This is a genomic window from Massilia eburnea, assembly GCF_050709955.1.
Classification (GTDB): Bacteria; Pseudomonadota; Gammaproteobacteria; order Burkholderiales; family Burkholderiaceae_D; genus Rugamonas; species Rugamonas eburnea_A.
In genome coordinates this window covers 55,702-79,520 of the sequence record NZ_JBNZFX010000015.1, presented here as the reverse complement: position 1 = coordinate 79,520, position 23,819 = coordinate 55,702, and the positions used below count along the sequence as shown (strand labels likewise).

The window sequence follows — 23,819 nt, the reverse complement described above, 5'->3', positions numbered from 1 at the left end:
CTAAGGTAGAATGGCGGGATTTTCCGCTGATCGCAGCGCTCTTTATTATTAGTAGGCCACCAATGCTAGACAACCTGACTACGCGCCTTGCCAAAGTCGTCAAGACGATGCGCGGCGAGGCCCGCCTGACCGAAGCCAACACCGCCGAAATGCTGCGCGAAGTGCGCATGGCGCTGCTGGAGGCCGACGTCGCCCTGCCGGCCGTGCGCGAATTCATCGCCAAGGTCAAGGAAAAAGCCCTCGGCGAAGAGGTGATTTCCTCGCTGACCCCGGGCCAGGCCCTGGTCGGCGTGGTGCAGCGCGAACTGGGCGCCCTGATGGGCGCGGACCTGGGCCCGGAAGCGTCGCAGCTGTCCTTCGCCCAGCAGCCGCCCGCCATCATCCTGATGGCCGGCTTGCAGGGTGTGGGTAAGACCACCACCGTCGGCAAGCTGGCCAAGTACCTGAAAGAACAAAAGAAGAAGAAAGTGCTGACCGTATCGGCCGACGTGTATCGTCCGGCCGCGATCGCCCAGTTGCAATCGGTGACCAGCCAGGTCGGCGCCGACTTCTTCCCCTCCACCGCGCAGGACAAGCCGGTCGACATTGCCCTGGCCGCGCTGGACTGGGCCAAGAAGCACCACCATGAAGTGCTGATCATCGACACCGCCGGCCGCCTCGGTATCGACGAAGAGATGATGAAAGAGATCGCCGCCGTGCACGGCGCGGTCAAGCCGATCGAAACCCTGTTCGTGGTCGACGCCATGCTGGGCCAGGACGCGATCAATACCGCCAAGGCCTTCAACGACGCGCTGCCGCTGACCGGCGTGGTGCTGACCAAGCTCGATGGCGACTCGCGCGGCGGTGCGGCGCTGTCGGTGCGTCACATTACCGGCAAGCCGATCAAATTTGCCGGCGTGTCGGAGAAGCTGGACGGCCTGGAAGCGTTCGATCCGCAGCGCATGGCCAACCGCATCCTGGGCATGGGCGACATCCTGGCCCTGGTCGAGGAAGCGCAGAAGAACGTCGACACCAAGGCGGCTGCCGAGCTGGCAGCCAAGGTCAAGTCGGGCGGCAAGTTCGATATGAACGACTTCAAGGCCCAACTGGCGCAGATGAAGAAAATGGGCGGCATGAGCGGCCTGCTCGACAAGCTGCCGGCCCAGTTCCAGCAAGCGGCAGCCGGCGCCAACATGGGCCAGGCGGAGAAGCAGGTGCGCCGCATGGTCGGCATCATCGACTCGATGACGCCGCAGGAACGCGCCAAGCCGGAACTGATCAAGGCGGCCCGCAAGCGCCGTATCGCGGCCGGCGCCGGCGTCCAGGTGCAGGAAGTAAACCGCATGCTGACCCAGTTCGAACAGATGCAGACCATGATGAAGAAGTTGTCCGGCGGCGGCATGATGAAGATGATGCGCTCGATGAAGGGCATGATGCCGGGCATGCGCTAAGCCCCGCCAGCCCCCTAAAAGCCGCCTTCGGGCGGCTTTTTTTGTGTTTACGTCTTGTTTCCCCTAAAAAACCCACAAAAACACTTGCACAAGCTGCAAACCCCCGCCAATATTAGCCGTGCGATAGTATTGCGCAATTTTCCATTTGTTTGTTAAGGAGGCTCGAATATGGCAACAGCCAAGAAAGCAGCACCAGCAGCAAAGAAAGCCGCCGCCAAGCCAGCAGCAAAAAAAGCTGCGCCGGCAAAGGCAGCAGCCAAGCCAGCAGCAAAGAAAGCAGCAGCAGCACCAGCCGCACGTAAGCCTAACGCAGCCTTCATGAAGGCGATGACACCATCGAGCGCACTGTCCGCCGTAGTCGGTTCCGCACCGCTGCCGCGCACCGAAGTGACCAAGAAAGTCTGGGACTACATCAAGAAACTGAACCTGCAGGACGCCGCCAACCGCCGCATGATCAATGCGGACGACAAGCTGAAAGCTGTCTTCGGCGGCAAGGCCCAGGTTTCCATGTTTGAAATGACCAAGCTGATTTCCGACCACCTGAAATAAGCTGCTTCTGGCTGTTGCAGCCATTCGAGGAGCCCCGACGCCACGCGCTCGGGGCTTTTATTTTTTATGCATACACGCCTTCACCTCACCCTGCCCCTGCCCGCCGCCCTGGCTCACGCGCCGCGGGAACTGCTGGCCGGGCGCTCCGCCGCCACGGCTTAGCCATCGGCCATGCCAGCACTGCACCGCCTTGCCATACCCCTCGCCAGCCTGACAGCCCTGGGCCTGCTGGCCTCGGACCTGTACCTGCCGGCGATTCCCGTGATGGCGGCGGAGCTCGGCGCCTCCATTCCATCGGCGCAGGCGACCATGGCCCTGTTCATGGCGGCACTGGCCCTGTCGCAACTGGCCTGGGGCTGGGCGGCCGACCATTTCGGCGACCGCCACACCATCATGGCCGGCACCGCCCTGCTTGGCGGCGGCAGCCTGGTTTGCGCCATGGCGCCCTCGATCGACTGGATGCTGGCCGGACGTCTGCTGCAAGGCCTGGGCGCAGGCGCTGCAACGGTGGCCGTGCCCGCCCTGATACGGCGGCGCTTCAATGAAGCCGATGCCGTCAAGGCGCTGGCCATGGTTGCCATGGCCGAATCCACCATACCCGCACTGGGGCCGGTAGCCGGCGCCGCCATCGTGCTGTACGCCGACTGGCGCACCACATTCTGGCTGATCGCCGTCATGTCGCTGCTGCTGCTGCCGCTGGTCGCGCGCATCGTCGGCCGCGCCGCGCAACTGCCTGCCGCAGTGCCGCCCGCGCGGCGCGGCTATGCACCGCTGCTGCGCAACCGCCGCTACCTGCGCTACGCCTTGAGCTATGCCGTCATGTTCGGCGCCTTGCTGATGTACGTGGCCAGTGCTCCGGTACTGGTCACGCATGCCCTCGGCCTCGGGATCGAAGCGTTTGCCATCCTGCAGATTTGCGGCGTGCTGGCCTTCATGGCCGGCGCCTCCGTTGCGGTGCGGATGGTGCAACAGCTCGGCCAGAAATGGCTGGTGCGCACCGGGACGCTGCTGCAATGCGTGGCGGGTGCTGGCTTGATGGGAATGGCGCTGGCGGAAATGACCGGCATACGCGGCCTGGTGGTGCTGGCGATGCTGGCGGCGCTGTTTTGCGGCGGGCTGGGCCTGCGCGGTCCTGCCACCATGGGCGGCGCGCTGCATGCGGCCGGAGACGATGCCGGCAAAGGCGCGGGACTGTTGATGTTCCTGGCCTTTGCCTGCGTTGCAGGCGCCACGCAACTGGTGGCGCCCTTCCTGCATTACGGCTTGCTGCCGCTGGGCGGCCTGCTGTTCGCGATGGTCAGTGCCAGCGCGCTGCTGCTGCCCAGGTAGGCATCACTTCGCCTGCTTGCGGCGGCGGGCGCCGGCCAGCGCCAGCAGGCCCAGGCCGAACACGGCAACCGATGCCGGCTCCGGAACGAACTGCGCGCCTGCCGCCGGTGGCTTCAGCGATGTAGTCCAGGTAGCTATGCAGGACCATGCCGCCAAAGTAGGTGCCGAAGGTACCAGCCGTCAGGCCGTTCGCGTTGCCGAAGGTGTTGGTCGCGATCAACATCAGCTCGCCGTACATCTCAACGAACGAAGGACCGCCCGAGTCGCCGCCGCCGATACCGGCTTCACGGTCGTTTGGCAGGGCCGGGGAGCAGGCAACACCCCATTCGCAGAAGGTGTCGTGGCCGTTGCCATCAAAGTCGGCGTACCAGATTTCATTGCGGCCGGTGCGGTTATGTTCGTCGTCGCCAGTGAACGCGTCGACATAGTTTTCGCCGCTGCGCTTGACGCGGTAGGCCGGGCTGATGGTGTAGCCGTTGATGCCGTCGCCGGAAGTGCCGTAACCGGCCATGATGATGCGGGTGCCTGCCAGCAGTTCGGTGGAGGCGATCTTGTAGATCTTGGCTTCTTTAGGCGCATCCTGGCCCAGGGTCACCACGGCCACGTCGTCGTTGGTGCAGAAGCCGCTCACGCCGGCCGGGCAGTGGCCGAAACCGGCGTAGTCCGCATGCATCGACACCTTGGAAGCGGCGATCACGCTGCGGCCGGCGCCGGAGTCGGTCGCGTTGAAGACGGCCAGCACGTTATTGCCAGGCTTCTTCAGGTCGATCAGGGCGCCATTGCCGTTGGTATCGACGCAGTGACCGGCGGTCACCACCTGGCGCTTGCCCACCAGGGTGCCGGAGCAGATGTACTGCAGGCCGTCGTACTGGATGGCCAGGCTGACCACGCCGGGAGAAACGCGACGAAGCGACGTTAGCATCGACGCGCGCGCCAGGCGAATCCGGTGCGGCGCCCGAGGTGATCAGCGGCGTCATCGGCCCGGTCAGGTTGCCGGCCGGATTCGCCGATGCGGTCCCGATGGCGCCGATCGCCAGAACAACGCCCAACAGCTTCTTGATTACGGAATTACCCAAAATTACATTCTCCCTCGAAGGTTATGTTTAACTACTACAACATTTCCAAGCAGGAATCATGCCAAAAAGAAAAGTATCTTTTCTTTCAGTTACTTAGGGTTTTTACCGATGTCTAAAATTGAACAAATGTAAAAATTGTCGACACATTAATACAATTTTAGATAGTTCAAGAATTGAGCTTATCGGCCCAGCGTGATGCTCTTGATGAACTGGAAGCGCTCGTTGTCATCCGGTCCGGCGATGCGGCCGGCATTGCGCTCGGTTGCGATGGTGGCGCTGACAGGCTTGCCTTTCAGCTTGGGGTTCAGCTTGACGGACTCGCCTTCACCCGCGTCGACGAACCAGTCGCCGCACTTGCCGACGCAATAGGCCTCGATCTTCTTGCCCTGCTCGGAGAGGATGGTCACCGATACATCATCACTGCCGCCACCGCCCACCAGCTTGCCCTTTACCAGCTCGACCGGCGCGGCCGACGCATTGAGTGCAAAGGCCAGGCTGGCCAGGATCAACGCACACTTCCTAAAATGCATAATCATTTCGCTTCAAAGCTTCCATTTGTTCCACGCCGAGAGCACCGCGTTGGGATACTCGGGGCGGCCACGGCTACCGTTGTAGCGGCCGAGGGCGAGGTAGAGGTTGCCCTGCTCCATGTCGATATACATGCGCAGGATCGAACAGCCATAGCGCAGGTTGGTCTGCATATTGAACAGTTTGGCGCGGTCGCGGTCGCCGATCACATTGGTCCAGAACGGCATCACCTGCATATAGCCGCGTGCGCCGACAATCGACACCGCATATTTGCGGTACGCCGATTCGACCTGGATCAATCCCAGCACCAGGCCCGGGTCTAGGCCGGCGCGGCGCGCCTCGTACCAGGCGGTTTCGAGGAATTCACGGCGCGTGAACTCGTCCGACAGCTTGCGCTTCAGGCGGTCCGACATGGCGGCATACCACTGGTCGTACTGTGCACGGTCGGTCGGCGTGAGGAACACCGGCTTGGGCGGCCGCGCGTCCATGATGGCGTTGGACAGCGCCACCCGCACGCCGTCGGCCAGCGCTTCCTCCTTCTGGTTGCCGGCAAAGCCGAGCGGCGCGCACAGCACGCCGCTGGCGAATGCCAGCGTATGCCACCAGCGCAAAGGACGCGCCCACCAGCGGCGCCGTTCACGTCCCTGCTTTGGTGATCGCCAAGCCATGGCGATCACTTCTGGATTTTGCCCTTGATGAAGGCCAGGGCATCGGCCACCGGGACGGCAGTCGCTTCGGTATCGCGACGGCCCTGGTATTCCAGGTTACCTTCTTTCAGGCCACGCTCGCCGATCACCACGCGGTGCGGCACGCCGATCAGCTCCCAGTCGGCAAACATGGCGCCAGGACGCTGGCCGCGGTCATCCAGGATGACGTCGATGCCGGCTTCCAGGGCAGCGTTGTATAGCTTCTCGGTCTCGGCCTTCACCAGCTCCGAGCGGTCCATGCCCATTGGGCACAGCACCAGTTCGAACGGGGCCAGGGAGGTCGGCCAGATGATGCCCTTGTCGTCGAAATTCTGCTCGATGGCGGCGCCCAGGATGCGGGTGATGCCAATGCCGTAGCAGCCCATTTGCAGCGGGGCCGGCTTCTGGTTTTCGTCCAGGAAGGTGGCCTGCATCGATTCGGAGTAAGCGGTGCCGAGCTGGAACACGTGGCCAACTTCAATCCCGCGCTCGATTGCCAGCACGCCCTTGCCGTCCGGCGATGCATCGCCTTCGACCACGTTGCGCAGGTCGGCCACCAGTGCAGGCTCCGCCACGTCGCGGCCCCAGTTGGCACCGGTGAAGTGGTAATCCACTTCATTGGCGCCGGTCACGAAGTCCGCCATCAGCGCCACGGTACGGTCAGCCACCACGGTCACCGCACCCTTGGTGCCGATCGGGCCCAGGTAGCCAGGCTTGCAGCCGTAGACTTCCAGGATTTCGGCTTCGGTCGAGAAGCGGTTCTGCGCCAGGCCCGGCACCTTGCTGGCCTTGATCTCATTCAGCTCATGGTCGCCGCGCAGCAGAAGCATGAAGTGCTGCTTGCTGCCGTCTTCTTTTTCCGAAGTCAGGGCGATGGTCTTGACGGTCTGTTTCAGGTCGATGCCCAGCAGCTTGGCCACGTCTTCGCACTTGGCCGCCTTCGGGGTCGAAGTCTTGGCCAGCGCTGCGCCGGCAGCGGCGCGGGCGCCGGTGGCAACCGCTTCCGCCGCTTCCATATTGGCCGCGTAGTCGGAAGTCGGGCAGTACACCAGCGCGTCTTCACCGGTGGAGGCGATCACGTGGAATTCGTGCGAACCGGTGCCGCCGATGGCGCCGTTGTCGGCCGCCACAGCGCGGAACTTCAGGCCGAAGCGGGTGAAGATGCGGGTGTAGGCGTCGAACATGATCTGGTACGACTTCTGCATGCCTTCCTGGTCGCGGTCGAAGGAGTAGGCATCCTTCATGGTGAACTCACGGCCGCGCATCAGGCCGAAGCGCGGGCGGCGCTCGTCGCGGAACTTGGTCTGGATGTGGTAAAAATTCAACGGAATCTGGCGGTAGGATTTGATCTCGCTACGCACCACGTCGGTGATCACTTCTTCGGAAGTCGGCTGGATCGCGAAGTCGCGGCCATGGCGGTCTTTGACGCGCAGCAGCTCTGGACCCATCTTGTCCCAACGGCCGGTTTCCTGCCACAGTTCGGCCGGCTGTACCAGAGGCATCAGCAGCTCAATGGCGCCGGCATTATTCATTTCTTCGCGAACGATAGCCTCGACTTTTCGAATCACTTTCAAGCCCATCGGCATATAGGTATAAATGCCGGAACCGAGGCGTTTGATCATGCCCGCGCGCATCATCAACTGGTGACTGACGATTTCCGCGTCAGATGGAGCTTCCTTGAGGGTTGAAATAAAAAAACGAGATGCACGCATATCGGTGAATTCTTTTTAAAAAGAGAGAGTTATAATCAACCTAATTTTAAAGGATTAGCTGGCCCGATGCGTCCAAACTTTATACAAAGAGCGCTATTGCAGTTGGATTTGTAGTCAAAAATATAAGAGGACGCCTCGGCCACGGAAAGTTTGAGGTGCAATATGCTCGATCGTGAAGGGTTTCGCCCCAACGTCGGCATCATCCTGCTCAACTCGCATAACGAGGTGTGGTGGGGCAAACGGGTGCGCGAGCACTCGTGGCAGTTCCCGCAGGGCGGGATCAAGTATGGTGAAACGCCGGAGCAAGCAATGTATCGCGAGCTCGAAGAGGAAATCGGACTGCGTCCGGAGCACGTCAAGATAATCGGCCGCACGCGCGACTGGTTGCGCTATGAGGTGCCCGATCACTTTATCAAGCGGGAAATCCGCGGCCATTACCGTGGCCAAAAGCAGATCTGGTTCCTGTTGCGCATGTGTGCGCGCGACAACGACGTGAACCTGCGTTTGACCGACCATCCCGAATTCGACGCCTGGCGCTGGCACGACTACTGGGTTCCGCTGGACGTGGTGATCGAATTCAAGCGCGAAGTCTACCAGCGCGCCTTGCAGGAGCTATCGCGTTTCCTGACTTGGCCCGCGCATGGCGACCGCCGCCATTCGTCGCGCTACCTGCGCCAGCCGCACGGCCAGCGTGGACAGCGCAGCGGCGACAAGCCGCAGCAGCCTGTGGTGACGCCGCCTGATACGGAACTGGTGACCAAGGAATAAAGAAGCTGCCCGCAAGGGCGGCTTTTTTTACGGCTGGCGCAAGGCCCAGCGCTGCGATACATAGTCGATCACCAGCAGTTTCCCCATCAAATGGTGCAAGCCCACCACGCCTGCCAAAGGCTCGTCCGGCTTGAAGCCCAGTCCTTCACAGTAAGCCGCCAGGAAGCTTGGCAGCTTGAGGCTCTCGCCAATCTCCAGCGCACGCGGCACCGTCCCCATCACGCAAGGCATTTGCTTGCCCCAGGAGTTGGCCGAGAAACGCTGCTCGTCCAGTAGGGCTGCGCCCCCGGTCAGCCCGGCCCAGGCCTGCGCCGAATGGCCATTGATGCCGAAGGCTGCCGACCCGGTATCGAGCAGCGCCGCTTGCGGCGCCCCGCCTGCCACGCGTACCGTTACCAGCGGATGGCCGCCCGGCCCGCCCCAGCGCACGTAACGCATGGCTTGCGCGTCTGGTGCGCCTTCCAGTCCGGCGCCCTGCTGCCAGCGATAGCGTGCGCCAGCCAGGTCTAGTTCCAGCGTGCCCTGCTCGAAGAACTCATTGCCGATTGTGGCAATCAAATCCGTGCTGCAGCGCCCCTGCTCCAGCAAGGCCAGGTTGGCGGCATCCGCGCTGGCGGTGCGGCGCACTCCGGCCAGCTCGATCGTCACCTCCTTGCGCGGGGCATCCCCTTTTCCTTTGCTGTGCCAGATGACAGCGCCGGGCGCGCCGGTGTCGAGCTGCGCGTAGCAGTCGGTGCCATCGACCTTCAGCGGCAGCACAATGGCGGCCGGCACCCTGGGCGCGCCTTCGTGCAGCGCTTGTTCGACAAAATGAAAAGGTAAAAAGCCTGGCATTATCAAAAGGACAGCAACAAGGAGCCGCAGGGTACACCTTCACGCCGCAAGGTACAATGGCGGGATGTTTACCCCGTCTTCCCACGACGTTCGCCGCTTCTTCTGCGACGTCTACCGCAAAGCCAACGCCAACGAAATCATGGATCCGATCGAGCTGATCGCCCGCGACTGGATCATGGCGCACCCTGAATACCACGACCAGCTGAAAGATGTGGAGGCCGCGATTGCGCGCGACTACTCGGTGGATGGCAGCGAGGCCAACCCCTTCCTGCACCTGTCGATGCACCTGTCGATCACCGAGCAGCTGTCGATCGACCAGCCGCGCGGCATCCGCGAAGCCTTCGTCGGCCTGGCGCGCAAGCTTGGCACCGAGCACGCTGCGCACCACGAAATCATGGAATGCCTGGGCGAGATGATCTGGAATTCGCAGCGCCGCGGCGTGCCGCCGGACGGCGCCGCCTACGTGGAAGCGGTCAAGCGCCGGATTTAAACTTCGTCCACTCGGACGATGGGCATGCGCCAGATCAGGGCGAATACCAGCGGGCTGGCGACCGCCGCGAAAATCACAGCGCGCACCAGGTGATCGGACCCCACGGCCAGCGCGGGTCCGACATTGATCAGCCATGGCAGCGTAGCCGCCAGCAAGGCTTGCGATTTGCGTCCCAGCCGGGCGATCAGGCACAGCATCAGCACTGCCACACCGGCCAGCAATGCAGTAAGCAAGTACACCATTTCTCGGCACCTCCGCGATGTCAGGATACGGTCATCATAGACCAATAGTTCTAACGGGAAACTATCCAAAAATCGCGAAACGCCAAATATTTATGCCGGGCTCCGGAACACGCAATAGCCGCCCGCCAGGCGCGCATCGGGCGTCGCGGCCAGGTGGCCATCCGACAGCAGATGGATACAGGAACCGGCACACACTTCCAGGTGCGCCAGCATTTCCGGCAGCGTCGCGTCGGCTGCAAAATCGTCCCACGCAGCCCCGGCGCCGGGGCCGCCACGCGGCGCGACGATGGCGTGGCTGGAGCCAAACGCGGAAGCCAGCCGCAGCGCAAGCGCCGCCAACGCGGCGCGGCTGCCGACCCGCTGCAGCACGCACGGCCAGCAGAAAGCGTCATCGCGCAGCTCGATCGCCACCATATGCTGGCTGGCCCGGCGCACGCTGGCCGGCAAGCCGCCGACCCGGCCCAGTGCCTTGTCGACACGCCGCTGCAAGCCCCGCGGCGGCAGCGAATGGCTGACATAGATTGTCGAAGTTTCCATATTAATTCCCTCCAGGCATCTACACTTACTCCAGCATAGACCATGGATGCCATATAGAAACTATCCAATCATTGCAGCCGCAGTCCCGCTTTGATCAAGGGCAAATCGGTGTAGCGTTTGCCGGTCGCGCCAAACAAGGCATTGGCCAACGCCGGCGCCAGGGGGCCGACCGCCTCCTCGCCGACACCGCCGGGCGCCTCATTGCTGTCGATAATGGCCACCTCGATCGCCGGTGTTTCGGCCAGCGACAGCAGCTTGTAGTCGGTGAAGTTGGACTGCTCCACCGCGCCATCCTTGACCGTGATTTCGCCGTAGAAGGCTGCCGTCAAAGCGAAGATGATGCCGCCCTCCATCTGTCCGCGCACATTGCGCGGATTGACCGTGATGCCGCAATCGAGCACCGTGGTGACCCGGTGCAGCTTGACGCGCGACTCCGCATCGACCGACAGCTCGACCACCTGGCCGATATACGTGCCGTTGGCCCAGGTGAAGGCCATGCCGCGGTGGCGCCCGGCCGGCAGCTCGCCGCGCCAGCCGGAACGCGCCTCCAGCTGGTCCAGCACGGCGCGTTCGCGGCTGCCCGGTTTCATCAGGCTGCGCCGGTAGTCGAGCGGATCCTGGTTGGCACGCAGGGCCAGTTCGTCCATGAAGGATTCGCTGGCAAAGATGTTCTGCGACGCCGCGACCGAGCGCCAGTAGCCAAGCGGTACGCCGGCATCGACGGTATTGGTGCGGTGGACGAAGCCAGGCAGTCCATAGTAGCGGGTAAGCAGCACGCCAACCGCGCTGCGGTCGAACGGCTTGGCGTACTCCTTGTCCGCGCCGAAGCGCGAGTAGCTGAACAGGGTGTCGCTTGCGCTGTCCAGGCGCATGGCCGTCACGGCGCCTGCGGCATCGAAGCCGGCGCGCAGGCGCAAGACGGCTGCCGGACGGTGGTAGCCATGGCGCATGTCTTCTTCACGGCTCCACAGCAGCTTGACCGGCACGCCGGCGTCGCGCGCAATCAGCGCCGCCTGCACTGCAAAATCGGCCTCGATGCGGCGCCCGAAACCGCCACCGCTCAGCGTGGTGTGGATGGTGACGGCTTCCGGCGCGATGCCCAGCGCCTTGCTGACGTAGGTGCGGGCGGTGTCCTGCGCCTGCGTCGGCAGCCACAGCTCCGCCTTGCCATCCTTGACGCTGGCGGTGCCGTTCATCGGCTCCATCGTGGCGTGGGCCAGCAGCGGCACCGTGTAAGTGCGCTCAAGCCAGGCCCTGGCCTTGACCGCTCCGGCATCATGTGCGGCCATGATGTCTTCGGCCTTGCGATTACTCGGCACCACCAGGTCACCCTCTTTTTGCACTGCCTCGCGCAGCATGTCGCGGTAAGGCGCGCTGGATTGCTTGCTGGCGGCGGCAAGATCCCATTCCGGCTTGAGCACATTGAGCGCCTGCTGCGCGCGCCAGCAACTGTCGGCTACCACCGCCACGGCATCCGGCAGGCGCACCACTTTTTTCACGCCACGCCTGGCCAGCGCCGGCTGCGCATCGAGCGCCGCCAGCTTGCCGCCGAAGTGCGGACACTGCAGGATCGCGGCATGCAGCATGCCGGGCACTTTCACGTCGATGCCGTACAGTGCGCTGCCATCGGTCTTGGCCGGCAGGTCGAGGCGTGCCACGTCCTTTCCCATATGGCGCCAGCGTTCCTTCGGCATCAGCGGTGGATCGGCCGGCACCGGCTGCAGGGCGGCCTGTTGCACCAGTTTCGCGTACGGCAGCTTGCGGCCGCTCGGCTTATGCAATACGGCGCCGGGCTGGGTATCGCATTCGGCCGGCGCGACTTTCCACTCCGCCGCCGCAGCCCCTACCAGCATCGCACGCGCCTGGGCGCCAGCCTTGCGCAGTTGCGGGAACTGACGCGCCACGCCGCCACTACCATAGGTGGCGTATTCACCCCAGCCAGGGTTGATGAACTGCTTCTCGACCGGTGCCATCTCGATGCGTACGGTTTTCCAGTCCAGGTCCATTTCATCGGCCAGCAACTGCGCGATGGCAGTGCCTGTGCCCTGCCCGATCTCACTGGTATTGGAGAGGATGGTGACGCTGCCATCCGGCGCAATGCGCACCCAGCCCGGCGGCGGCGCCACCGCTGCCGGCGCTGGCGCATCGGCTGCCGCGGCAACGATGCGCGGGCCGACCGCCACCAGCAGGCCGCCGGCGGCCAGCGACTTCAGGAAATCGCGACGATTGCTCATGCCACCTCCTCCAGCTTCATGCCCGCCGCACGCCTGATCGCGCGCCGCACGCGTGGATACGTGCCGCAGCGGCACAGGTTCGTCATAGCCTGTTCGATCTGCGCATCGGTCGGCTTGGGATGGGTTTTGAGCAATGCCGCCGCCGCCATCAGCATGCCCGACTGGCAGTAACCGCACTGCGGCACTTGCTCCGCGATCCAGGCCTGCTGCAGCGCGTGCGAACGGTCCGGCGACAGCGCCTCGATGGTACGCACCTTGCCTTTGCCGACCGCGCTGACCGGCATCACGCAACTGCGCACCACCTGGCCGTCGATGTGCACGGTGCAGGCCCCGCAAGCGCCGGCGCCGCAACCGTACTTGGTACCGGTCAGCCCCAGCGTATCGCGCAGCACCCACAGCAGCGGCGTGTCGCCCTCGACGTCGGCCGTCCGGGCCGCGCCGTTGATATTGAGTTTGTAAGCCATGGTCTCCCCCAAAAAGTTGGAGAAAGCTTAACAGCGGCCCAGGTGCGTGGAGCGGCGGTGTGACGAAAGCCGCCAACCGAGGTTTAAAAATGAAAAAAGCCCGCACTTGGCGGGCTTCTCTTCCAGCAGCGCTGGATCAGCGCTTCAGGACCAGCGAACCTGGCAGCGAGTGCAGGTAAGCGGCGATATCCTGGATGTCCTTGTTGGTCAGCGGCTTGACCTGGCCGGTCATGATCGCGTTGGAGCGGCCATTCGGTGCATCGCCGCGCTTGTAAGCGGTCAGCGCGTGCTGCAGGTAGTCCTTGTGCTGGCCGGCCAGCTTTGGATAGCTCGGGTCGATCGGCGAATTGTAGTCCTTGCCGTGGCAGGCAGCGCAGCTGTATTTCTCAGTCAGGGCCTTGCCATTTTCGATGTTGCCGCCAGCCAGGGCGCTGAACGAGACTGCGGAGCAGAACAGAGCAATAATCAGTTTTTTCATGGTTCAGGGCCTTATTTCTGCTGGGAGTAGAACGCGGCGATGTCGGCGATGTCCTGGTCGGACAGGCTGGCAGCGATACCCTTCATGCTCGGGTGCTTACGCTCACCCTTCTGGTAGCCCTTGAGCGCGTTTTCAATGTATTTGGCAGATTGGCCGCCGATCATCGGCACCTGGAAAACTTCGGGGAAAGTCGCTTTGTAGCCTGGAATTGCATGGCAACCGATGCACATCTCGATCTTGCCTTTTGCGTTCTTGGCGTCGCCGACGATGTCCGCGGCTACGGCTGCCTGCGCAACGGCGGTCAGCGCGAGGAGTGCGAAGATTTTTTTCATAGGTGTGGGCTTTAATCAGTTGAAATCGGACACTGCATTGCGCAACAAAACCGCTCCTTTGCGCCCTCAACCTGCGATTTTACCTTAGGAGTTGGCCAATCGTCCATAAGATGGAACAAGCAACAGTATGAAACTGTGGTTTGCCGAGGCTTGCCATTACAGCAAGCCCCGGCTGAACCTCAATAGCCGGCCGGATAGCTGGCAGTCGCGCTCATGGCGACCGGCTGCCCGACCCCGCTGCCCGAGCTGACCAGGTCATTCATCGGGAAGAACAGTTGCGCCGCCGCCGGCAAGTTGTAGGCCGCCACCTGGGCTTCTGCACCGGCACTGACTGTAATACCCCACAGCTTGAACATCGGACGCATGTCACGGCCAATCAGGAAGGAACTCGAGATCAGCATGAAGTCGTTGCCATTCATATCGGATGGGTAGCTGGTGTAGGTGCCAAAGCCATAGCTGGCCGCCACGCTGGCCCATTTGTCCGAATTAGAGCTCATATTGCGGTCCAACAGGTACTGCAGGGTAAACAACTCCCAGCCGTCGACGTAGCTGCTGTTGTAGTAGTGCGCGTATTCCACCAGCTGGCGATAGAACATGATGCGTGCCGAATTGTTCGCCGCGTAGCTCGCATCGGACCAGGTGCTCTTGTACATGGCATTGACCGGGTCGGTCGCAGCCAGCGCCGTCGTCATGGAGGTGAAGACTGCGGAGCCGGTATTCGTACGCGCCTTGAGCGGTGCAGCCTGGCCGGCCGGCGACTGATTGAACTTGATCATCTTATGTGTCGGGAAGATGTTGTTCGACACCTCAGTCGACCGGTCATCGTAGATCTTCATCCGGCCAACCTGGAGATTGTGGCCAATCTCGTGCGACTCGCCCCAGCCAAGCGGATTGAACGGCCAATCCTGGTCGTAAGGGTTGCCGGAACAGCCGTTGCCGCACGCCGCATGCGCATCAACGATCACGTTCTGCATGGTGTCGCGGCGGTGCTGCGCGCCGGTGCAATCCCAACCCAGGCTGTCGCACTTGGACTTGGCGCTTGGCGCCAGGCTAAGGAAGCCGCTCGAAGCATTGAAGCCGGCCAGCTCGTAGGTATCCTTGATGGTGTACTTGAAGGTGTAGTCCGCCAGTCGCGACATATTGCCCTGGTAGTTGGCGATGGTCTGCTTGAACTTGTCCTTCTGCGACTGTACGGTCAGGGTATCGGTGGCAAAGGCGATCCAATTGGTTGGTGTGGTGTTGACGGCATCCCGGAAGTTCGCCACTTGTACCGCGTCGTAGGCGTCGCGCAGGATAGGATGCGTGATCACGCCGTCCACCTTCACGCTGACCGACTGCTCGCCAGCCTTCGGTGCGTCGATGAACAGGGTCAACGGGCCGCCGTACGGGCTGGTGATCGTCACCGGCTTGTTCGCTTGCAGCGCGAAGCGTTGCGAGCTGATTTGCGATGGACGGTCGTAGGTGTTGAAGATGCGGGTGGTGTCCCGCAGCATATTCACGCCGAAGCGTACCGTGTTGCTGCCACCGTCGGTTCGGGTCAGCGTCACTTTGGTGCCGGGCATGACGTACAGGCCCGTCATATATTGCTTGCTGCCGGTAGCCGGCAGGCCGGTCGTGACAGTGCTGGAAATGGTCGGGGTACCAACCGGGAACATGTCCGAGAAGTTGCCCAGGTTTTTCGCCACGGTGGTGAAACTGCGGTTGTTCATCACCGTCATATCGGAGAACAGGCCACGGAAGAAGTCCTGGCGGTTGCCAGTCTTGGTCATCGGGTACGACAGGGCCGCGCGGTACTTGTCGCCCAGCAGGACCAGCAGCTTCTCCATCTGGTAGCCGGCTTGTGCAAACAGCGGGGCATCCGGGTCATCCAGGCTCTGGACCGTCTCCTGCACATCGCCTACCGGATTGCCGAATTCGGTCATGTAAGCGGTATCGCCCGAGCAGTCGATGCGGCCACTCGTGCTGCATCCGCTCCAGCTCGTGCTGAAGCTGTTCTGGTTCAGGCGATTGAGCAGCGCCTGGAATTTCGACAGCTGCGGCGAAACAGCAGGCAAGGCCGCAGGATCGAAAGACAACAGGCCCTGGCGCGCCCAGTAGTTGGTTTGCTGGCTGAGGCCGAAGTAATTCAGCATGCGGGCCGACAGGTCGTCGTTGTCGCGATAGTGGTGCAGGTACAGCACTGGAATGCCGCGCTTCTGGGCATCGCTCACCGCTTGCATGACAGCCGCGCCGTCGTAAGCGCCCGGCCCCTGCTCGCGGCCAATCACCAGCAGGTCAGCGTTTTGCAGGCAGCCGGCCAGCGCCGCGCCATCGCACACATTGTCTTTTTGTGTTGCGCCAGCCGCCAGGCCATTCACGGTGGCCGTGGGCGATTTGGCAAAGAACCAGTCGCGCACTTTTTTCTCATGCGGGAACCAGTAGGTTTCAGTGCCGGGAAGATGGGCGGTAACGACTTTCAGGTTGGCCAGCTCGGTACGCGCAGTCAGCCAGGACACGACATTGACCATAAACTGGTCCATGTTTGCATTGCCCGGTACGCCCAGCGGATTGCCGCCAAATGCGGAATAGCGCGCCTTGCCATCCAATGAATAGCCCGCAACCGCCAGGGTCGCGTTGCTGCCACCCGACTTGCTGCCGTAGTTCCAGTTGGACGGCAGGATGACGTGGTTGCGCGAGCTGTCCTTCACGCCGAAGGTCGAGGAATCCCAGCTTGGGTCCCAGTCGATCAGGCCGACACTGGAACTGCTGCGGGTGCCGTCGGGGTTGAGCTTGAAAAGTGCCTGCTTGACTTCACCGTACTTGGCCGACTGGCCCGATATCAGTGCCAGCGCCGCTTGCATGACTTCCTCGGTGCTGGCGTATTGGGCATCGCCCGCCGCCAGCGCGGCGCTGACGCCGGTCTGCGCCCCCGTCTGGCCGCCCGGCGGAGTGCCAGGCTGGCCGCCCGGAGCCGAAGGCTGGCCGACCGTAGGGCCGGCACTGCCGGATGAATTACTGCCCTCAGTGGAGCCGCCGCCACAACCGGCAAGAAGCAGGTACAGACCGGCCACAGGGATCAAATGGAGAAAGTTCTTTTTCACGCCCAACCTTTTTTACGGAATATCAGCAGTCAAATAAATGATTGCCTTATGGAAATATTGCGAAGTATATCGCATAAATTCCTGGTTTATTCCGGGCGGATTCCAATATTTTAGTAATTTTTCAAGTTGATCCACTATTTAGCAACAATTGAACCAAGTTTGACGAAGATGGGTGATGATTGCGCCCCAGAAAAAACCCGAGACTGCGCTCCATTTTCGAAAAAGCCTGCTGCCGGCAATATTGATATATTCAAGACATTCAGATTGATAATTAAATAACTTGCAATGAAATAAATAGACGTTAATGCAAATGCATCAAACTTTCCTGCATCGGCTCCCTCCGGATGCGGCTCTGGCATATACTTCCGTTGATATCCTCTTCCGGAAGTTTTTATATGCAAGCACCGCAACGTTTTGAAGGCTCCGACAACTACGTCGCCACCAATGACCTGAAACTGGCCGTCAACGCCGCCCTGACCCTGCAGCGTCCCCTGCTGATCAAAGGCGAACCGGGCACCGGCAAGACCATGCTGGCGGAAGAAGTCGCCGCCGCCCTCGATATGCCGCTCATGCAGTGGCACATCAAATCCACCACCAAGGCCCAACAAGGCCTGTACGAGTACGACGCCGTGTCGCGCCTGCGCGACTCGCAGTTGGGCGAAGAGCGCGTACGCGACATCCACAACTACATCGTCAAAGGCGTGTTGTGGCAAGCCTTCACCGCGCCGGAACCGGTGGTACTGCTGATCGACGAGATCGACAAGGCCGACATCGAATTCCCGAACGACCTGCTGCGTGAACTGGACCGCATGGAGTTCTACGTCTACGAGACGCGCGAAATGGTCAGCGCCAAGCACCGTCCGCTGGTGATCATCACCTCCAATAACGAAAAAGAGCTGCCGGACGCCTTCCTGCGCCGCTGCTTCTTCCACTACATCAAATTCCCGGATAAGGACACGATGGAAGCCATCGTGAAAGTCCACTACCCGCACCTGAAGCAGGAATTGCTGGCCACCGCGCTGCAAACCTTCTACGAAGTGCGCGACGTGCCTGGCCTGAAGAAAAAGCCTTCCACCAGCGAATTCCTCGACTGGCTGAAGCTCCTGATGGCCGAAGACATTCCGCCGGAAGTCCTGCGCGGCAAGGACCAGAAAGCCGCAGTCCCGCCGCTGCATGGCGCCTTGCTGAAGAACGAGCAGGACGTGAGCCTGTTCGAGCGCCTGGTATTCATGTCGAGGACCAACCGCTGATGGACGCACCAACCCCGGTCACGCTGGAAGCCAACGGCCTGCGCCTGGAGCCTCTCGGCCCGCAGCACGCCGACGCCCTGCGCGAAGCCGCGCAGGACGGCGAGCTGTGGAAGCTGCGCATCACATCCGTGCCGGAACCGCAGCACGTGGAAGCCTACATCGCCACCGCACTGGAAATGCGCCCTTCCCGCCTGGCTTTCGCCGTGCTCGACGCCGCCAGCGGCCAGGTCCTGGGCACCACCAGCTACCACGACATCGTGCCGTCCATCGACCGCGCGGAAATCGGCTACACCTGGTACCGCCGCAGCGTACAGCGCACGCATGTGAACACCACCTGCAAGCTGCTGTTGCTGACGCACGCCTTCGAAACGCTGGGCTGCGCCGTGGTCGGCTTCCGCACCGATAACTTCAACCACGCCTCGCAAGCCGCCATCGAACGCCTGGGCGCCAAAAAAGACGGCGTGATCCGTCACCACGCCGTGCGGCGCGACGGCACCGTGCGCGACACGGTCATGTACAGCATCGTGCGCGGCGAATGGCCGGAAGTGAAAGCGCAGCTGCGCTACCTGCTGGCACGGAGGGAAGCAGCATGCTGATCGACTTCTTCTTCACGCTGAAAGACGCCAAGATCCCGGTCACGATCAAGGAATTCCTGACCCTGCTGGAAGCCATGCAAAAGCAGGTACTGGAACCCTCGCTGGACGACTTCTACTACATGAGCCGCCTGTGCCTGGTGAAGGACGAAGCCAACTACGACAAGTTCGACCGCGCCTTCGGCCAGTACTTCAAAGGCATCAACGCCGTTTTCGATACCACCAAAGAAATCCCGCTCGACTGGCTGCTGCAGCGCATGAAGCGCGAACTGACGCCCGAGCAGATCGCCGCGCTGGAAAAATTCGGCTACGACAAGCTGATGGACCGCCTCAACGAACTGCTGAAAGAACAGAAGGAACGCCACGAAGGCGGCAACAAATGGATCGGCAGCGGCGGCACCTCCCCATTCGGCAACGGCGGCACCAATCCGGAAGGTATCCGCATCGGCGGCAAGGGCGGCAACCGCACCGCAGTGAAAGTGTGGGAACAGCGCACGTATAAAGACTACGACGGCGAGCGCGAACTGGGCACGCGCAACATCAAGGTCGCCCTGCGCCGCCTGCGCAAATTCGCGCGCCAAGGCGCGGCGGAAGAACTGGCACTGGAGCAGACCATCCGCGCCACTGCCAACAACGCCGGCTACCTCGACATCAAGATGCAGCCCGAGCGCAAGAACAACGTCAAGGTCCTGATGCTGATGGACGTAGGCGGCACGATGGACGACCACATCGAACGCGCGGAAGAACTGTTCTCGGCCGCCAAGACCGAGTTCAAGAACATGGAGTTCTACTACTTCCACAACTGCGTCTACGACTACCTGTGGCGCAGCAACCGCCGCCGCAATGCCGAGCGCTTCGCCACCTGGGACGTGCTGCGCAAGTACCCGCCCGACACGAAACTGATCTTCGTCGGCGACGCCACCATGAGTCCCTACGAAGTGCTGCAGCCCGGCGGCTCGGTCGAATACAACAACGAAGAAGCCGGCGCCGAATGGCTCGGACGATTCACCTCCCACTTCCCCAAGTTCATCTGGCTCAACCCCGAGCCGGAAGGCCTGTGGCAATACCGCCAATCGATTTCCGTGATCCGCCAGATCATGCAGAACCGCATGTTCCCCATCACCATCGAAGGCCTCGACCGCGCCATGCGAACGTTGTCCAAATAAATGTCCATTCCAGGGTCAGGAACGAAAGTGGACATTTAGCCGGGATGCAGGCGGTAGCCGACGGCGGTTTCGGTGATCAGGTATTGAGGCTGGGCAGGGTCGTCTTCCAGCTTGTGGCGCAAGTGGCCCATGTAGATGCGCAGGTAGTGGCTGTTGTCGGATTGCGCGGGCCCCCACACCGCGCGCAGCAGTTGTGGCGCGGTCATGACGCGGCCGGCGTTGGCGACCAGCACGGACAGCAGCCGGTACTCGGTCGGCGTCAGGTGCACGTGTTCGCCCCGCTTGCTGACGCGGCGGTTCGGCAGATCCACCACTACTTCACCAAATTGGACCTGGCCGGCGTTGTCGGCTTGCGGTTGCCTCTGGCGGCGCAGGGTAGCGCGTACGCGGGCCAGCAACTCGCCGGTGCCGAAAGGCTTGCTCAGGTAATCGTCAGCGCCGGCATCCAGCGCCTTGATCTTGTCGGCTTCGTTGACGCGCGCCGACAGCACGATCACCGGCACGTTCGACCATTTGCGCAAGTCGGCGATAAAATCGATGCCGTCGCCATCCGGCAGGCCGAGGTCGAGGATGACCAGGTCCGGGCGGCGCGTGCCGGCATCGATCAGGCCGCGCTGCATGCTGGCCGACTCGTGGACGTGCCAGCCTTCTTCTTCCAGTGCGGCACGCACGAAGCGGCGAATCTGCGGCTCGTCTTCCACAAGCAAGGCGGTGGGCACAATCTCGGTCTGTTGCGTGTTCATTCTTCCTCGATTTCAGGCGGCTGCGGCGGTGTGCCGACCGGCAGCGTGAAGACGAACGCGGCGCCGCCCAGCGGGGATTTATCCGCCGCGATGGTACCTCCGTGCACTTCGACGATGGCGCGGCAGATCGCCAGCCCCAGGCCGACTCCAGGCTTGGCCGACTCCTTTTCGCCGCGGGTGAATTTCTCGAATATCGCTTCCTCGCGCCCGCGCGGCAGGCCCGGGCCGTTATCGTACACCATGACCCGTACGAACTCGCCGCGCTGCACGGCGTAGATTACGATCGATGATCCGGGCGGCGTGTATTTGGCGGCGTTCTCCAGCAGATTGCATAGCAAGCGTTCGATCAGTACGGCGTCGAAACGCAGCAGCGGCAAGCCGAGCGAGAGTTGGGTGCTCACTTTGTGGTCGCGCAACTGCAAGCCGCTCGCGCGCAGCGAACTGCCTACCACCTCTTCCAACGGCTGCCATTGCAGATTGAACTTCAATTCACCGCTTTCGATGCGTGCCATGTCCAGCAGGTTGGCCACCAAGGCGCTCATGCGCAGCGCTTCGGCGTGCAGCAAGCCGGCAAGTTCCAGCTGGGGCGCCGTCAACGCCGGGCGCGAACCGGCCAGCGATTCGGACAAGCCGACCAATGACGTCAGCGGCGTGCGCAAGTCGTGCGACAGCGCCGCCAGCAAGGAGTTGCGCAAACGTTCGGACTCCATATTGACCAGCGCTTCCTGCGCCACTTCGACGTAATGCACGCGTTCCAGCGCAATCGCGGCCAGCGCGGCGAAGGTGTCGAGGTGCTGCCGCTGCTCCGGAATCAGCATCCAGCGGCGCTGCGCTGGCTCGATCGCCAGCACGCCACGGGTGCGCATTGGCGCCACCAGCGGCATATAGAACAGCGGGTTGGCCGGCAGCGTGCCGGTGCCCAGGCCAGCGCTTTCCGCATGGTCGAAGGCCCATTGCGCCACGCCCTCGTCAAATACGGGAGCAGCATCCGCGCCCGGCGGCAAGTGCAGGCGACCCTCGGCATCCGGCACCAGCAGCGTGGCCTTGGCATTGAATGTCGATTGCACGAAGCGGGCGGTGGTCGCGAACACTTGCTCCGTCTGCAGCGCGCCAGACAGCTCCCGTGCAAATTCGTACAGGGCTCGGGCACGCGCTTCGCGATACGAGGCGACGCGGGCCTGGAAGCGCAAGCCTGCGGTCAGGTGGCCAGTGAGCAGGCCTACCGCCAGCATCACGGCAAAGGTAATGGTGTATTGCAGGTCCGAGATCGCAAAGCTGAAGCGCGGCGCCACAAAGAAGAAGTCGAAACAGGCCACGCTGACGCAGGTGGCCAATACGGAAGGACCGCGCCCGAAGCGCACCGCTACCAGCAGCACCACCAGCAGGAACAGCATGGCGATATTGGCCAGGTCGAAATATGGCAGCAACGGCGTCGCCAGCAAGGCCATGCCGACGCTGGCGGCAGCTGCCACAGCATAGCCGGTGGCACGCCGCTTGAAGCGCAATGCATCTTCCTCGGCATCGTCCTGCGCGAAGGGGCTGGCTGCGGCCGTCGCTGGTGCTGTTGCGCGTTCGCTTCCAGATACTTCGATCAGGTCAATATCCGGTGCGCAGGCTGCCAGGCTTCGGATATGCGACCGGCGCCATGGCCAGGTGCGGTGCGCCCGTCCCATCGCAATCTTGGACAGGTTGTGGCCGCGCGCGTACTCGGCGGCTGCGGCGGCGATATTGCTGCCAGAGAGCACGGCAGTTGTCGCGCCAAGTTCTTGCGCCAGCTTGAGCATCTTCAGAACGCGCTCACGTTCACCGGAGGGCAAGCGTTGCAGGGCCGGCGTTTCGACATAGATGGCATGCCATTGCGTGCCCAGTTGGCCTGCGAGGCGCGCAGCGCTGCGCACTACCTGCTCGCAGCCGGGGCGCGGACCGACCAGCGCCAACACCGAAGCTCCGGTTTTCCAAATGGCGTCGATCGATTGTTCGACGCGGTAGGCACGCACATCGTCTTCGATTCGGTCGGCGGTGCGGCGCAAGGCCAGCTCGCGCAGCGCGATCAGGTTCCCTTTACGGAAAAAGTTCTTCGCGGCGCGCTCGGCCTGCTGCGCCTGATACACCTTGCCGCCTTTCAGCCGTGACAACAGTTCATCGGCCGGAATATCGACCAGCACCACCTCGTCGGCGGCGTCGAACACCATGTCCGGCACGGTTTCGTTGACCTGGATGCCGGTGATGCCGCCCACCACGTCGTTCAGGCTTTCAAGGTGCTGCACGTTGACGGTGCTGAAAACATCGATGCCGGCTTCCAGAAGTTCTTCAACGTCTTGCCAACGCTTAGGGTGGCGCGAGCCAGGCGCATTGGAGTGCGCCAATTCGTCGATCAGGATCAGCGGCGGGCGACGCGCCAGCGCGCCATCGATGTCGAATTCACCCAGGGTTTTGCCGCGATGGGCCATGGCCCGCAGCGGCAAGATGTCCAGCCCTTCCAACAGCGCCGCAGTTTCGCTGCGGCCGTGGGTCTCGATAACGCCGACCAGCACTTCCTGCCCGGCCACCTGCAATTTGCGGGCGGCCGACAGCATGGCGCAGGTCTTTCCGACGCCGGCCGAAGCGCCGAAGTAAATCCGCAGCTTGCCGCGCGTCGCCTTGCGCTCCTGCTCCTGCATTTGCGCCAGCAGCGCGTCGGGATCTGGCCGGTCGTCGTCGAGTGGGATCATGTCAGCGAGTATGCGGCGTTTTCTTGTCCAACGCCAGGTTCAGCGCCAGGACGTTCACGCGCGGTTCGCCGAAAAATCCCATCACCATGCCCGATGCGTGCTCGTCGATCAACGCCTGCACCTTCTCCGGCGCGATGCGGCGCTCGGCCGCCACGCGCCTGGCCTGGTATTGGGCGGCCGCCAGGCTGATCTCCGGATCGAGGCCGCTGCCGGAGGCCGTGACCAGGTCCACCGGGATCGGCGCAGTGTTGCCCGGATCGGCTGCTTTAAGTGTCTCGACGCGGGCTCGCACGGCATCGGCATAGGCTGGGTTGAGCGGTCCCTGGTTGGAACCGCTGGAGCCGCTGGCGTTGTATGGCATCGGACCGGTGGCCGACGGGCGGCCCCAGAAATACTTCGGCGAAGAGAATTGCTGGCCGATCAGCGCGGAGCCAACCGGCTTGCCGTCCACTTCCAGGATGGAGCCGCCGGCCTGGCTGGGGAACGCCGCCGAGCCGACGCCCGTGACGGCCAGCGGGTAAATCACGCCGCAGGCCAGGGTCAGCGCGCCGAACAGCACCAGGGCGGGACGAATTGTCGAAATCATC

At 62.6% G+C, this 23,819-nt stretch carries 24 protein-coding genes; 8 read left to right on the top strand and 16 right to left on the bottom strand.

All coding sequences use genetic code 11. The features are described 5' to 3' along the window. Positions 1–62: 62 nt before the first annotated feature. The 3 genes from ffh to ACQ4MM_RS09480 all read left to right on the top strand — a co-directional run bounded on the left by ffh (position 63) and on the right by ACQ4MM_RS09480 (position 3,308). Positions 63–1,430 carry a signal recognition particle protein gene (gene ffh, locus ACQ4MM_RS09490; RefSeq protein ID WP_431477135.1) on the top strand — a complete coding sequence of 456 codons (1,368 nt, stop codon included), beginning with the start codon at positions 63–65 and terminating at the stop codon, positions 1,428–1,430. Between the two features lie 168 nt (positions 1,431–1,598). Next, a complete protein-coding gene (locus tag ACQ4MM_RS09485; RefSeq protein ID WP_431477134.1) occupies positions 1,599–1,979 on the top strand; it encodes an SWIB/MDM2 domain-containing protein in 381 nt (126 codons plus the stop codon). A gap of 171 nt (positions 1,980–2,150) precedes the next feature. Continuing rightward, positions 2,151–3,308 carry an MFS transporter gene (locus tag ACQ4MM_RS09480; protein WP_431477133.1) on the top strand — a complete coding sequence of 386 codons (1,158 nt, stop codon included), beginning with the start codon at positions 2,151–2,153 and terminating at the stop codon, positions 3,306–3,308. Here the strand turns inward: ACQ4MM_RS09480 and ACQ4MM_RS09475 are convergent. The 4 genes from ACQ4MM_RS09475 to ACQ4MM_RS09460 form a co-directional block, all read right to left on the bottom strand. Beyond that, positions 3,277–4,230 carry a trypsin-like serine protease gene (locus tag ACQ4MM_RS09475; protein WP_431477132.1) on the bottom strand — a complete coding sequence of 318 codons (954 nt, stop codon included), beginning with the start codon at positions 4,228–4,230 and terminating at the stop codon, positions 3,277–3,279. The two genes, ACQ4MM_RS09480 and ACQ4MM_RS09475, sit on opposite strands and share 32 nt — an antisense overlap. Before the next feature lie 333 nt (positions 4,231–4,563). Next, complete coding sequence (locus tag ACQ4MM_RS09470; RefSeq protein ID WP_431477131.1) at positions 4,564–4,893, bottom strand: hypothetical protein; 330 nt, start codon at positions 4,891–4,893, stop codon at positions 4,564–4,566. Positions 4,894–4,926: 33 nt separating this feature from the next. Further along, positions 4,927–5,580, bottom strand: a complete 654-nt coding sequence (locus ACQ4MM_RS09465) for a lytic transglycosylase domain-containing protein (protein ID WP_431477130.1) — start codon at positions 5,578–5,580, stop codon at positions 4,927–4,929. A 5-nt stretch (positions 5,581–5,585) separates the two neighbouring features. Further along, entirely contained in the window at positions 5,586–7,310 is a 1,725-nt protein-coding gene (locus tag ACQ4MM_RS09460; protein ID WP_431477129.1) for a proline--tRNA ligase, read from the bottom strand. Positions 7,311–7,472: 162 nt separating this feature from the next. On the opposite strand from ACQ4MM_RS09460, the gene ACQ4MM_RS09455 reads away from it, so the two are divergent. Next, entirely contained in the window at positions 7,473–8,078 is a 606-nt protein-coding gene (locus tag ACQ4MM_RS09455) for an RNA pyrophosphohydrolase (protein WP_055929197.1), read from the top strand. Positions 8,079–8,105: 27 nt separating this feature from the next. Here the strand turns inward: ACQ4MM_RS09455 and ACQ4MM_RS09450 are convergent, their stop codons facing one another. Beyond that, positions 8,106–8,852, bottom strand: coding sequence for a hypothetical protein (locus ACQ4MM_RS09450; RefSeq protein ID WP_431477128.1), 747 nt, complete (start codon positions 8,850–8,852; stop codon positions 8,106–8,108). A gap of 124 nt (positions 8,853–8,976) precedes the next feature. On the opposite strand from ACQ4MM_RS09450, the gene ACQ4MM_RS09445 reads away from it, so the two are divergent. Then, positions 8,977–9,402 (top strand): DUF1841 family protein, encoded by a 426-nt coding sequence (locus ACQ4MM_RS09445; RefSeq protein ID WP_055929191.1) that lies wholly within the window; start codon positions 8,977–8,979, stop codon positions 9,400–9,402. On the opposite strand, the gene ACQ4MM_RS09440 is transcribed toward ACQ4MM_RS09445, so the two are convergent. The 8 genes from ACQ4MM_RS09440 to ACQ4MM_RS09405 form a co-directional block, all read right to left on the bottom strand. Continuing rightward, on the bottom strand, positions 9,399–9,644 hold the full coding sequence (locus tag ACQ4MM_RS09440; RefSeq protein WP_431477127.1) for a hypothetical protein: 246 nt from the start codon (positions 9,642–9,644) through the stop codon (positions 9,399–9,401). The two genes, ACQ4MM_RS09445 and ACQ4MM_RS09440, sit on opposite strands and share 4 nt — an antisense overlap. 90 nt (positions 9,645–9,734) lie before the next feature. Continuing rightward, the gene (locus ACQ4MM_RS09435) at positions 9,735–10,181 is read right to left on the bottom strand and encodes a hypothetical protein (RefSeq protein WP_431477126.1); all 447 of its coding nucleotides are present in this window, start codon (positions 10,179–10,181) and stop codon (positions 9,735–9,737) included. A gap of 68 nt (positions 10,182–10,249) precedes the next feature. Then, the gene (locus ACQ4MM_RS09430) at positions 10,250–12,415 is read right to left on the bottom strand and encodes a molybdopterin cofactor-binding domain-containing protein (protein WP_431477125.1); all 2,166 of its coding nucleotides are present in this window, start codon (positions 12,413–12,415) and stop codon (positions 10,250–10,252) included. After that, positions 12,412–12,879, bottom strand: coding sequence for a (2Fe-2S)-binding protein (locus tag ACQ4MM_RS09425; protein WP_431477124.1), 468 nt, complete (start codon positions 12,877–12,879; stop codon positions 12,412–12,414). The genes ACQ4MM_RS09430 and ACQ4MM_RS09425 overlap by 4 nt, the downstream gene beginning before the upstream one ends. Before the next feature lie 136 nt (positions 12,880–13,015). Then, entirely contained in the window at positions 13,016–13,357 is a 342-nt protein-coding gene (locus ACQ4MM_RS09420) for a c-type cytochrome (RefSeq protein ID WP_055929177.1), read from the bottom strand. An 11-nt stretch (positions 13,358–13,368) separates the two neighbouring features. Further along, positions 13,369–13,689, bottom strand: coding sequence for a c-type cytochrome (locus tag ACQ4MM_RS09415; RefSeq protein WP_431477123.1), 321 nt, complete (start codon positions 13,687–13,689; stop codon positions 13,369–13,371). Between the two features lie 179 nt (positions 13,690–13,868). Continuing rightward, positions 13,869–16,769, bottom strand: a complete 2,901-nt coding sequence (locus ACQ4MM_RS09410) for an ImpA family metalloprotease (RefSeq protein ID WP_431477122.1) — start codon at positions 16,767–16,769, stop codon at positions 13,869–13,871. A 134-nt stretch (positions 16,770–16,903) separates the two neighbouring features. Beyond that, entirely contained in the window at positions 16,904–17,128 is a 225-nt protein-coding gene (locus tag ACQ4MM_RS09405; protein ID WP_431477121.1) for a hypothetical protein, read from the bottom strand. Between the two features lie 36 nt (positions 17,129–17,164). Between ACQ4MM_RS09405 and ACQ4MM_RS09400 the strand changes: the two genes are divergently transcribed. Genes ACQ4MM_RS09400 through ACQ4MM_RS09390 form a run of 3 tightly spaced genes read left to right on the top strand, consistent with a single transcriptional unit; the run spans position 17,165 to position 19,778 of the window. Continuing rightward, on the top strand, positions 17,165–18,019 hold the full coding sequence (locus ACQ4MM_RS09400; RefSeq protein WP_431477120.1) for an AAA family ATPase: 855 nt from the start codon (positions 17,165–17,167) through the stop codon (positions 18,017–18,019). Continuing rightward, positions 18,019–18,615, top strand: coding sequence for a GNAT family N-acetyltransferase (locus ACQ4MM_RS09395; RefSeq protein WP_431477119.1), 597 nt, complete (start codon positions 18,019–18,021; stop codon positions 18,613–18,615). Before ACQ4MM_RS09400 ends, ACQ4MM_RS09395 begins: the two co-directional genes overlap by 1 nt. Continuing rightward, entirely contained in the window at positions 18,609–19,778 is a 1,170-nt protein-coding gene (locus ACQ4MM_RS09390; protein WP_431477118.1) for a vWA domain-containing protein, read from the top strand. Before ACQ4MM_RS09395 ends, ACQ4MM_RS09390 begins: the two co-directional genes overlap by 7 nt. Positions 19,779–19,813: 35 nt before the next feature. On the opposite strand, the gene kdpE is transcribed toward ACQ4MM_RS09390, so the two are convergent. The 3 genes from kdpE to kdpC are packed head-to-tail and all read right to left on the bottom strand — an operon-like array spanning position 19,814 to position 23,818. Beyond that, positions 19,814–20,521, bottom strand: coding sequence for a two-component system response regulator KdpE (kdpE, locus tag ACQ4MM_RS09385; RefSeq protein WP_431477117.1), 708 nt, complete (start codon positions 20,519–20,521; stop codon positions 19,814–19,816). Continuing rightward, positions 20,518–23,232, bottom strand: a complete 2,715-nt coding sequence (gene kdpD / locus ACQ4MM_RS09380) for a two-component system sensor histidine kinase KdpD (protein ID WP_431477116.1) — start codon at positions 23,230–23,232, stop codon at positions 20,518–20,520. The genes kdpE and kdpD overlap by 4 nt, the downstream gene beginning before the upstream one ends. Position 23,233: 1 nt before the next feature. Next, positions 23,234–23,818: a potassium-transporting ATPase subunit KdpC gene (gene kdpC, locus ACQ4MM_RS09375; protein ID WP_431477137.1), complete on the bottom strand. Its 585-nt coding sequence runs from the start codon at positions 23,816–23,818 to the stop codon at positions 23,234–23,236. Position 23,819 lies beyond the last annotated feature (1 nt).

Bases quoted from the DNA above. Each gene is read 5' to 3' on its own strand.
- ACQ4MM_RS09445 (WP_055929191.1), top strand. From the start codon at position 8,977: ATGTTTACCCCGTCTTCCCACGACGTTCGCCGCTTCTTCTGCGACGTC.
- ACQ4MM_RS09425 (WP_431477124.1), bottom strand. From the start codon at position 12,879: ATGGCTTACAAACTCAATATCAACGGCGCGGCCCGGACGGCCGACGTC.
- ACQ4MM_RS09430 (WP_431477125.1), bottom strand. From the start codon at position 12,415: ATGAGCAATCGTCGCGATTTCCTGAAGTCGCTGGCCGCCGGCGGCCTG.
- ffh (WP_431477135.1), top strand. From the start codon at position 63: ATGCTAGACAACCTGACTACGCGCCTTGCCAAAGTCGTCAAGACGATG.
- ACQ4MM_RS09435 (WP_431477126.1), bottom strand. From the start codon at position 10,181: ATGGAAACTTCGACAATCTATGTCAGCCATTCGCTGCCGCCGCGGGGC.
- ACQ4MM_RS09395 (WP_431477119.1), top strand. From the start codon at position 18,019: ATGGACGCACCAACCCCGGTCACGCTGGAAGCCAACGGCCTGCGCCTG.
- ACQ4MM_RS09465 (WP_431477130.1), bottom strand. From the start codon at position 5,580: ATGGCTTGGCGATCACCAAAGCAGGGACGTGAACGGCGCCGCTGGTGG.
- ACQ4MM_RS09415 (WP_431477123.1), bottom strand. From the start codon at position 13,689: ATGAAAAAAATCTTCGCACTCCTCGCGCTGACCGCCGTTGCGCAGGCA.
- ACQ4MM_RS09475 (WP_431477132.1), bottom strand. From the start codon at position 4,230: ATGCTAACGTCGCTTCGTCGCGTTTCTCCCGGCGTGGTCAGCCTGGCC.
- ACQ4MM_RS09440 (WP_431477127.1), bottom strand. From the start codon at position 9,644: ATGGTGTACTTGCTTACTGCATTGCTGGCCGGTGTGGCAGTGCTGATG.
- ACQ4MM_RS09460 (WP_431477129.1), bottom strand. From the start codon at position 7,310: ATGCGTGCATCTCGTTTTTTTATTTCAACCCTCAAGGAAGCTCCATCT.
- kdpE (WP_431477117.1), bottom strand. From the start codon at position 20,521: ATGAACACGCAACAGACCGAGATTGTGCCCACCGCCTTGCTTGTGGAA.
- ACQ4MM_RS09480 (WP_431477133.1), top strand. From the start codon at position 2,151: ATGCCAGCACTGCACCGCCTTGCCATACCCCTCGCCAGCCTGACAGCC.
- ACQ4MM_RS09455 (WP_055929197.1), top strand. From the start codon at position 7,473: ATGCTCGATCGTGAAGGGTTTCGCCCCAACGTCGGCATCATCCTGCTC.
- ACQ4MM_RS09485 (WP_431477134.1), top strand. From the start codon at position 1,599: ATGGCAACAGCCAAGAAAGCAGCACCAGCAGCAAAGAAAGCCGCCGCC.
- ACQ4MM_RS09400 (WP_431477120.1), top strand. From the start codon at position 17,165: ATGCAAGCACCGCAACGTTTTGAAGGCTCCGACAACTACGTCGCCACC.
- ACQ4MM_RS09420 (WP_055929177.1), bottom strand. From the start codon at position 13,357: ATGAAAAAACTGATTATTGCTCTGTTCTGCTCCGCAGTCTCGTTCAGC.
- kdpC (WP_431477137.1), bottom strand. From the start codon at position 23,818: ATGATTTCGACAATTCGTCCCGCCCTGGTGCTGTTCGGCGCGCTGACC.
- ACQ4MM_RS09390 (WP_431477118.1), top strand. From the start codon at position 18,609: ATGCTGATCGACTTCTTCTTCACGCTGAAAGACGCCAAGATCCCGGTC.
- kdpD (WP_431477116.1), bottom strand. From the start codon at position 23,232: ATGATCCCACTCGACGACGACCGGCCAGATCCCGACGCGCTGCTGGCG.
- ACQ4MM_RS09405 (WP_431477121.1), bottom strand. From the start codon at position 17,128: ATGCCAGAGCCGCATCCGGAGGGAGCCGATGCAGGAAAGTTTGATGCA.